We start from the raw sequence: 9,161 nt of genomic DNA, 5'->3' as shown, positions 1-9,161 counted from the left end.
ATTTGAAAAAAAGGTTCGTCTACAATCTGAAACGGCGTGCACTGCACGCCGTTTTTATTATTTCTCGTTATTTTCTTTTTCTTTTAAAGCCGCTTCTACTAATCCTTTAAATAATGGATGTGGTCTTGTTGGTCTTGATTTAAATTCTGGGTGGAAGACTGCACCGATATAAAACGGATGTTCTGTAATTTCGATAATCTCTTTATATTTACCATCTTCACTCATTCCACTGAATGTAAGTCCTGCGTCTTTAATATTTTCTTCGTATTCGTTATTGAATTCAAAGCGGTGACGATGACGTTCGCTTATATCTTTCACACCATACAGTTTTGAAGCGAGTGTGTCCTCTACTACGACTGAGTCATAGCTTCCAATTCTTAATGAATGTTCACGGTCAAGTAGCTCTGCATCTTCACTCATTAAAGTAATGATTGGATCATGTGTTGTTGGATCGATTTCTGTAGAGTTCGCATCTTTCATACCTAAGATGTTTCTCGCCGCTTCAATTGCCATTAACTGCATTCCTAAACTAATTCCAAGTACTGGTTTACCTGTTTCACGTGCGTAACGTAACGTTTCAAGTTTACCTTCAATACCTTGATCTCCAAATCCTCCTGGAACGACGATTCCGTCTAATCCACCGAGTATTTCATCGACATTTTTATCCGTTACGTCTTTTGCATAAATCCAGTCGATTTCAATTTCTGTTAACTCTTCAAATCCTGCATGGTTTAAAGATTCAACGATTGAAAGATACGCATCTTGAAGTTCGACATACTTACCGACGATACCGATTTTCACTTTTTGATTTAAGTTGCGGATGTTTTCTAATACTTGTACCCAGTCGTCTAAGTTTGCTTCACGTTTACTCTCTAAACCTAATGTTTTAAGGACGATATCATCCATGTTTTGATCTTGTATACTTAACACGATGTTATAAATTGTGTCTTCATCTTTTGCTTCGATGACGTTTTCTACACTGACGTCTGAGAATAATGCGATCTTGTTACGTAAGTCTTCTGTCATTTCATACTCTGTACGTACGACGATCATATCTGGTTGAATACCTAAACCACGTAATTCTTTAACACTATGTTGCGTCGGTTTAGTTTTCATTTCGCCTGCTGCTTTAATATATGGTAGTAACGTACAATGAATAAACATGACATTTTCTCTACCGAGTTGTGTTCTTAACTGACGAATAGCTTCAATAAACGGTAATCCTTCGATGTCACCTGTCGTTCCGCCAATTTCAGTAATGACGATTTCAGCATCTGTCTTTTCACCGTTACGTAACATTCTCGATTTAATTTCGTTTGTAATGTGAGGAATGACTTGTACAGTTCCTCCAAAGTAATCTCCGTTACGCTCTTTTCGTAACACTTCTGAATAAATCTTACCTGCTGTAGCGCTTGAGTATTTGTTTACTGTAATGTCGATAAATCGTTCATAGTGTCCTAAATCTAAATCCGTTTCTGCACCATCATCTGTGACAAAAACTTCCCCATGTTGAAACGGGCTCATTTCACCTGGGTCAACGTTTAAGTATGGATCAAACTTTTGAACTGTTACTTTAAATCCACGTGCTTTTAAAATTCTACCGAGTGATGCAGCCGTAATACCTTTACCAAGAGAAGATACAACGCCACCTGTTACAAAAATATACTTAGTCAAGTAAGATTCCTCCTATAAATAAAAAAATCTCCCTCCCAAATGCGCTTGGAAAGGAGCTCGTTCACTGTATCCCTAAAATAAGGGAGCCCAATTAAAATAATAGCACGATTACGGAATTTGTCAATAATTTAATAGTCGTCTCCGTCACCGTAATCATCTTCGAGCGTATCGCCTTCATCGATGTTTAAATCCGTAGTGTCGATGTCTTCATCATCAATAGCTTCATCGATATCCTCATCGTCTTCTTCGTCGATATCTTCGATGTCTTCATCGTCAAGTTCTTCGTCAAGTTCGTCGAATTCATCAAGTTCATTGTCGACGACTTCAAACTTATGAACCGTCGGTGCAATTTTGTCGTTGATGTCATCCACCGTGAACCATTTTCTAAGACCCCATACACCGTCTTCAGTAGAAACAAAACGACCATCTGTATTTAAGTCTGTATAAAATTGTAAAATACGATTTTCGATTTCTTTCTCAGTATATCCACCGATTTCTTGGAATTTGTCGATAATTGAATATAAATCAGTTTCTTTTTCTAAATCATCTAAGTAAATATAAGCCATATCAATAAACGCTTGTTCGTCGATCATTTCTTTTGTAAACTCATCTAATCTCATAATTTGATATCCTTTCATATCATTCATTGCACAATCAAAAGTATATTACATTCAATACTATTATAATGCAAGCATTTTTCATAGTGTAGCATATGATATTTTGAAAATAAAACCCGTAAAAAATAGTGTTTATTTCATAATGATTAGGGTAATAATAAATCATTGGACAATAAGGAGGAAATTTTATCGTGTCAAATAAAAACACGAATCAACATAAGCGTAAGGGGTTCTCTAAACTTGAACTCGGAACAGTCTTTTGGACTTCAGCGACGATAATCATTGTCGCATCAATTATTGCGATGGTTATCCCTGGCAGATTCCAGGCAGCTTCTGAAGCAATTTATGAATTTATTTCTCAAAACTTCACTTGGTTCTTCTTACTTCTCGTATTCGGATTTGGTGTGTTACTTATATTCTTAGCACTCTCACCATACGGTCGTATTAAGCTCGGTGATGACGATTCTGAGCCAGAATTTGCCTTTTGGCCTTGGATTGGTATGTTATTCTCGAGTGGTCTTGGAGTTGGACTCGTATTCTTCGGAGTTGCTGAACCGATGCAACACTTCGTAGAAGCACCGTTTTTAGGTGGCCCAATTCAAGATGCTGAAGCTGCGAGAATCGCAATGGGTTATACGTATTTCCACTGGGGAATTTCACAGTGGTCAATTTTCGGAGTTGCTGGACTTGCGATTGGTTATTTCCAATATCGTAAAAAGCGTGACGGGTTAATTTCTACGTCACTCGAACCTATTTTTGGATTTAACTATAGTAAACTCGGTCGTAACTCGATCGATACGCTCGCAATTATCGCGACAATTACAGGGATGGCGACGTCAGTCGGTCTCGGTATTTTACAAATGGATGGTGGGTTAAACCACGCATTTGGATTACCTCAAGGCCCTGTCACTCAAATTATTTTAACGGTACTTATGACAACGGTATTCATCTTATCGACAGTAATCGGTCTAGAAAAAGGGATGAAGTTCTTTAGTACGATGAACATGGTACTCGCATTATTCTTAACAGTATTCATGATTATCTTCGGTCCGTTTAGCTTCATTATGGAATCTATCGTTTTAGGTCTCGGAGATTATTTATCGAATTATGTCGGTTACTCACTACGTGCCGAACCATATAACGCGAGAGATTGGACAAGAGGATGGACAGTATTCTACTGGGCATGGGTAATTGCTTGGAGTCCATTTATCGGTTCATTCGTCGCACGTGTATCACGTGGTCGTACGATTCGTGAATACGTCGCTGGTATTTTAATCGTCCCACCGATTTTATCATTCTTATGGGTTGGTGCCCTCGGAGGAACTGCGATTTACTCTGACTTATTTAAAAACACAGATATCGCGTCAATCGTTCAACAAGATGAAACACGCGCATTATTTGAGTTATTAAATACGATGCCATTTACAACGTTAACGTCAATCGTTGCGATTTTACTCATCTTCTTATTCTTAGTAACGTCTGCAGACTCTGCAACGTTTATCGTATCTGGAATGAGTCTTGGTGATACTGAAAATCCACCGATACGCATGAAAGTGTTATGGGGAGTATTACTCGGAGTATTAACAGTCGCACTGATTTTAGCTGGTGGACTGACAAGTTTACAAGCAGCAAGCTTACTCGCTGGTCTACCGTTTGCGATCGTTCTTATCTTAATGATATTTAGTGTTATTAAGAGTATGCGAAGAGAGCCAAACAAAGCACTCGCAAGACGCCGACACAGTGACAACGCAAAAGAAGAACATAAACAATTTTAATAGTTTACAATAATTGCTTAGCACCCATATAATAGAGGGTGCTAAGTTTATTTTATATGGAGGATAACGATGAAAATAGGAATTGATGCGGGTGGTACGTTAACGAAAGTCGTCAAAATGTATGACGATGGTACATATGAATATAGTAGCCGTCCAACGACTGAAGTAGATATGCTCATTCAAGAGCTAAACGACGAAGAAGACGTCACACTATACTTAACTGGAGGCGGCAGTGTATACATATCAGAACATGTGAAGCACGAGTCGCATTTACAAATTGAATTCGACGCAGCGTTTACTGGTCTGACATATTTAATGGAGCAACAAAATATACCTTTAGATCGCTTCGCTTACTTAAACATCGGAACGGGAACAAGTTTTCACGTCGTCGAAAATAACACTCAGCGCCGCGTCGGTGGTACTGGTATCGGTGGTGGTACGTTAATGGGGTTATCACAACTACTTACAGGTTATGAGACGTTTGAGGAAATTGTAGAAACAGCAAAACAAGGAAACCGTGATACGTTAGACTTAAAAGTAAAACATATTTTTAAAGACGGTCCTGTTCCAAAACCGTTAACGCCGGAACTAACTGCAAGTAACTTTGCACGCGTTGAACCACACCATCATACGACTGCTACAGATGCAGATAAACTCGCTTCTGTCATCGGGATGGTCGCTGAAGGTGCGATTTCATTTGGTGTAACGCTCGCTCAAGGATTTAAAACGAACGATCTAGTGCTCATCGGTTCGACGTTAAAAGATAACGACGTCATGCAGTCAGTTATCCATAGTTACGGTTCACTAAAAGGAATAAAACCACACATCATCGAAAACGGTGAATATAGTGGTGCAATCGGTGCGATTTTAGTTACAAAACAATAAGTCGCTTACGGCCATACTCAATAATTTCGAGTGGTACGTTAAAGATATTCGTTAAATTATATTCTGTGATACATTCTGGTGAAGTCGTAAATGCGACTTCACCTTTTTTCATTCCGATTACTTTATCTGCATATTGTAATACGAGCGTGAGATCATGCACGTTCATAATAACGATTTTTTCTTTTGATAATTCTTTTATATAGTCAAACATCTCTTTTTTATATTTGACGTCGAGTCCTTCTTCAAGTTCATCGAAGATAAGTATCGGTTTATTTTCTAACACTGCTTGGACAAATACCGCACGCTTAAACTCCCCACCCGAAATATGAGATACAGATGTATCTTTTAAATCGTATAAAGAAAAACGTTTCAGTAAATCATCGCTACTTTTTTGACTCGTTAACTCGGCGAAGTCTTTAACTGTCATGTCAGGGCGATTTAAAAGTTGCGGGATATATGTGACGTGCTCTTTTAAATGAAACGGTGCATCGTTAAACAATACATCTCTCTCACTATATTGATAGCCGATTAAACCATTTAAAAGCGTCGTTTTCCCACTACCGTTACCCCCGATAATGATATTTAACCCATCATTAAAATGAAGTTCATTGATATTGAGCAAAAACGTATTAAATTGAACGGTTAATTTTTCAATGGATAGCTCCATACGACTCCTACTTTCGTGTAGATTAAATATTTCCCAAGAAATTTCTTATTCTTTATCTTCTGCCATACGTCTTAACTCATCGCGCGTCTCTTTTGGTAGCCCTTCGCCGTAATCCATCATTCTAACGATGTCTTTAAAAGCTGCACGTGGAATTTTTAAGTCTTCTAACTCGTCAATCTCAAACTGAAGTGTAATATCTGATTCGTGACCTGCTTTTAACTTATTTACGAAATCTGGTTCGGTAATAAATGGGCTCGACATTCCGACCATATCGCCAAATTGTAATGCTTCTAGTGCTTTTTCTGGCGTGTTAATACCTCCAGTAACCATGAGTGGGATTTTCCCTTTCACGTGATCATAGACAATCTTATTGACGTATTCACCTTCGTTTTCACCTTGTGCACGGACCGTCGCTTTATAAATGTTTCGACCCCAACTTGCGATTGCTAAATAGTCGAGCGGTCGAATAGATTCGAGTGCATCTACGAATTGTAAAAACTCTTCAACTGTATAACCGACGTCACTACCCCTTGTTTCTTCAGGTGTCCCTCTAAAGCCGAGCATAAAGTCTTTTGGCGCGTGAGTTTCAATAACATCTGCAACAGCTTGATATACTTCTAAACCAAATCTTGATCGGTCTTCTAACGTTTTACTACCATATTCGTCGTCACGCTCATTTGAAAATTTAGAGAAAAATGTTTGAATGAGTAATCGTTGTGCAGCTGATACTTCAACACCATCAAATCCCGCTTCAATTGCGCGCTTAGTTGCCTCGCGGTAATTATCAATCACCATGTCGATTTTACGTTTAGACATCGGCAACACTTGGTGTTTTACTGGCACATTTAACTCCATCAAACTCGGTCCATAAACGACGCCTAAATCTAAAATTGCTTGGTTAGAAAAACGTCCAGCATGTGTGAGTTGTAATATCGCTTTTCCACCAGACTGTTTCATCGCTTGCGCGAGTTTTTTTAATCCTTCAATTTTTTTATCATCTGCAACGCTATACCCGTATTCAAATAGTTGACCGTACGGTTCGATATACGCAGCCCCTGTTACGAGAATCGGCGCAGACTTGCTGCGTCGTTCGTGATATAAGACATCTTCAGTCGTTACTTCCCCGTCTTTAGTCGATGAATTTGTAATCATTGGAGACAATACAAAACGGTTATCAATGACGTCACCATTCGGCAGTTGAAATGGTTCAAATAGCGGTTCGTATTTTTCGTTCATTTTCTTACCCCTTTAATTGTAAGTTTGTCATTCTAGCATACCATATGCTTTCTTTGACTATAAAATTCAGTGCGACTATAATTATATATGCTTCATACATTAATTTTAATTTAAAAGGATTGATCATCATCGTTAAAATAAGCGTCCTTGATTACGCAGTGATCGATGAAGAGAAAGATGCAGTAACTGCAGTGAAAGAAGCAATCGAACTCGCTCAACATGCTGAAGCATTAAATTTCAGTCGATTCTTCGTCGCAGAGCATCACGATGTAAAATCATTTGCAAGCAGTTCACCAGAACTATTGATGATGAAACTACTCGATGAAACAAACGACATTCAAATTGGTTCAGCTGGTGTTATGTTGCCGCATTACAGTCCGTTAAAAGTTGCAGAAAACTTTCGTATGTTAGAAGCTTTTCACTGTGGACGTGTGAACTTAGGCTTTGGTAATACGTTCGGTACAGCTAAAATACAACGTGCAATGGATACGAAAAAAGCTGATTTTGACTACGAACATCATATCGATACGTTGCAACAACATTTAACTAATGCGTCAAACATTACCGTTCACCCTGAAACTTCTTCAGCGCCTTCTATGTGGATGCTAAGTACGAGTGAACGTTCAGCGAAACTCGCAGCGAAACTCGGTGTCGGGTATATTTTCGGGTTATTTCCGTATGCATCTACCGATAAAATACCAACTGGACGACGGGCAATAAAGCAATTTAAAGAAATGTTTCAACCGTCAAAAACGAACGAAACACCTATCACTATTGCAGCAGTTTTCGTCGTCATCTCAGATACGGATGAAAAAGCCGAGACACTCGCGAATGCTTTAGACGTATGGCTACTCGGTAAAAATAACTTTAACGAGTTCGAATACTTCCCATCTGTAGAAACAGCGAAAGCCTATGATTATACAGATGATGAACTGAAGCGTATGAAAGCCAACCGGACACGTATGGTCGTCGGGTCAAAAGAAACGGTAAAAGCAAAGCTATTGGATATTCAAAACGAACTTTCAGCTGATGAATTACTCATCATTCCGCTAATGCCAGGATTTAACAATAGAAAACATGCACTCACGTTAATACACGAGGCATTTAATTTATAAATTCGAAAATTTAGAAAGGATGTTTTTTATGAGAAAAACAGCAAACTACTTATGGATCGATAAAGATGGAGACACTTATACTTTAGTGTTAACGCCTGAACTTCAAGATGATATCGGAACAGTTGGATATGTTCAATTCAGTAAAGAGGACGTCGTTAAAAAAGGCGACTCACTACTTGAATTAGAAGGTTCTAAAACAGTATTAGACTTAATGTCACCACTTGCTGGGACAGTCGTTGAACGAAATACAAAAGCAATCGACACACCAGAAATTTTAAACGCTTCAGACGCAAACGAAAGCTGGGTTGTAAAACTGACAGACGTCGATGAAGATGCATTTAATGCGTTAGACGACGCACAATAATGTTAGATCGCTTACAATTTTTAATTGTAAGCTTTTTTCTAGTAAAGAGGGTTTTATGTTATGACACTAAACGAAGTAAATGATTTAATATATTATTTACAAGATGAAAAAAACTTAGCACATACAGCTGCGAGAGATTTTGAACATGCATTTACGTTATACCGTGAACTCGTCAACGTGCGTAAACCAAAGCCTTTACCTGAGAAATATTTACGCATTCAAGATGAGTTTTTAAAGTCATTTAACGATACGGTTGTTCATCTTAAAGATTTAGAAGAAGTCGAAAGACAAATCTATATGTTTAAAGGTGATATAACAACACTCGCTGTCGACGGTATTGTGAATGCCGCGAACGCTGATTTACTCGGCTGTTTTATAAAGGGACACGCGTGTATTGATAATATCATCCACACGAAAGCCGGGATTCAACTACGCTATGAATGTCACGAAATTATGGAAGCACAAGGCCGTAAAGAAGCGGTCGGTCGCGCGAAAATAACGAATGCTTACAACTTACCTTCAAAATACGTATTTCACACAGTTGGTCCGTATATTAAAGGAGACGCACCTTCAAAAATGCAGCAAGATTTACTCAAACAATGTTATCTAAGTGTCCTTAAACTTGCGGATCAGCATAATTTAGAGAGCGTCGCGTTTTGTAGCATTTCTACAGGTGTATTTCGTTTCCCTAAACTACTCGCAGCTGAAATTGCGACACACACAGTCAAAGATTATTTAGAAGAAACAAACTCTAATTTAAAAGTCATCTTTAACGTATTTTCCGATGAAGATGAAATGATATACAACAACATATTACGTTAGAAAGGA

At 38.4% G+C, this 9,161-nt stretch carries 9 protein-coding genes; 5 read left to right on the top strand and 4 right to left on the bottom strand.

What is annotated here, in order from left to right; all coding sequences use genetic code 11:
• Positions 1–57: 57 nt before the first annotated feature.
• Both HMPREF2767_RS01615 and rpoE read right to left on the bottom strand, forming a co-directional pair.
• A complete protein-coding gene (locus HMPREF2767_RS01615; RefSeq protein WP_070622374.1) occupies positions 58–1,674 on the bottom strand; it encodes a CTP synthase in 1,617 nt (538 codons plus the stop codon).
• Positions 1,675–1,802: 128 nt separating this feature from the next.
• Positions 1,803–2,294: a DNA-directed RNA polymerase subunit delta gene (gene rpoE, locus HMPREF2767_RS01610; protein WP_068130226.1), complete on the bottom strand. Its 492-nt coding sequence runs from the start codon at positions 2,292–2,294 to the stop codon at positions 1,803–1,805.
• A 188-nt stretch (positions 2,295–2,482) separates the two neighbouring features.
• Between rpoE and HMPREF2767_RS01605 the strand changes: the two genes are divergently transcribed.
• Both HMPREF2767_RS01605 and coaW read left to right on the top strand, forming a co-directional pair.
• On the top strand, positions 2,483–4,066 hold the full coding sequence (locus HMPREF2767_RS01605) for a BCCT family transporter (protein WP_083286840.1): 1,584 nt from the start codon (positions 2,483–2,485) through the stop codon (positions 4,064–4,066).
• Between the two features lie 69 nt (positions 4,067–4,135).
• The gene (coaW, locus tag HMPREF2767_RS01600) at positions 4,136–4,951 is read left to right on the top strand and encodes a type II pantothenate kinase (protein ID WP_070622372.1); all 816 of its coding nucleotides are present in this window, start codon (positions 4,136–4,138) and stop codon (positions 4,949–4,951) included.
• Here coaW and HMPREF2767_RS01595 read toward each other — a convergent pair.
• The gene (locus tag HMPREF2767_RS01595) at positions 4,938–5,618 is read right to left on the bottom strand and encodes an ATP-binding cassette domain-containing protein (protein WP_068130219.1); all 681 of its coding nucleotides are present in this window, start codon (positions 5,616–5,618) and stop codon (positions 4,938–4,940) included. The genes coaW and HMPREF2767_RS01595 overlap by 14 nt on opposite strands.
• A gap of 45 nt (positions 5,619–5,663) precedes the next feature.
• Positions 5,664–6,854, bottom strand: a complete 1,191-nt coding sequence (locus HMPREF2767_RS01590; RefSeq protein ID WP_070457052.1) for an NADH-dependent flavin oxidoreductase — start codon at positions 6,852–6,854, stop codon at positions 5,664–5,666.
• On the opposite strand from HMPREF2767_RS01590, the gene HMPREF2767_RS01585 reads away from it, so the two are divergent.
• From HMPREF2767_RS01585 to HMPREF2767_RS01575, 3 genes are read left to right on the top strand one after another with little or no spacing between them, the layout of a single operon-like run.
• Positions 6,821–7,969 (top strand): MsnO8 family LLM class oxidoreductase, encoded by a 1,149-nt coding sequence (locus HMPREF2767_RS01585; protein WP_371440752.1) that lies wholly within the window; start codon positions 6,821–6,823, stop codon positions 7,967–7,969. The two genes, HMPREF2767_RS01590 and HMPREF2767_RS01585, sit on opposite strands and share 34 nt — an antisense overlap.
• 28 nt (positions 7,970–7,997) lie before the next feature.
• Complete coding sequence (locus HMPREF2767_RS01580) at positions 7,998–8,333, top strand: glycine cleavage system H family protein (RefSeq protein WP_068130215.1); 336 nt, start codon at positions 7,998–8,000, stop codon at positions 8,331–8,333.
• A 60-nt stretch (positions 8,334–8,393) separates the two neighbouring features.
• A complete protein-coding gene (locus HMPREF2767_RS01575; protein ID WP_070622370.1) occupies positions 8,394–9,155 on the top strand; it encodes a protein-ADP-ribose hydrolase in 762 nt (253 codons plus the stop codon).
• Positions 9,156–9,161: the final 6 nt, after the last annotated feature.

The sequence above is a fragment of the Nosocomiicoccus sp. HMSC067E10 genome (assembly GCF_001810835.1).
Classification (GTDB): Bacteria; Bacillota; Bacilli; order Staphylococcales; family Salinicoccaceae; genus Nosocomiicoccus; species Nosocomiicoccus ampullae_A.
Note: the sequence above shows the minus strand (reverse complement) of the source record. Positions and strands in the feature narration are given on the sequence as shown.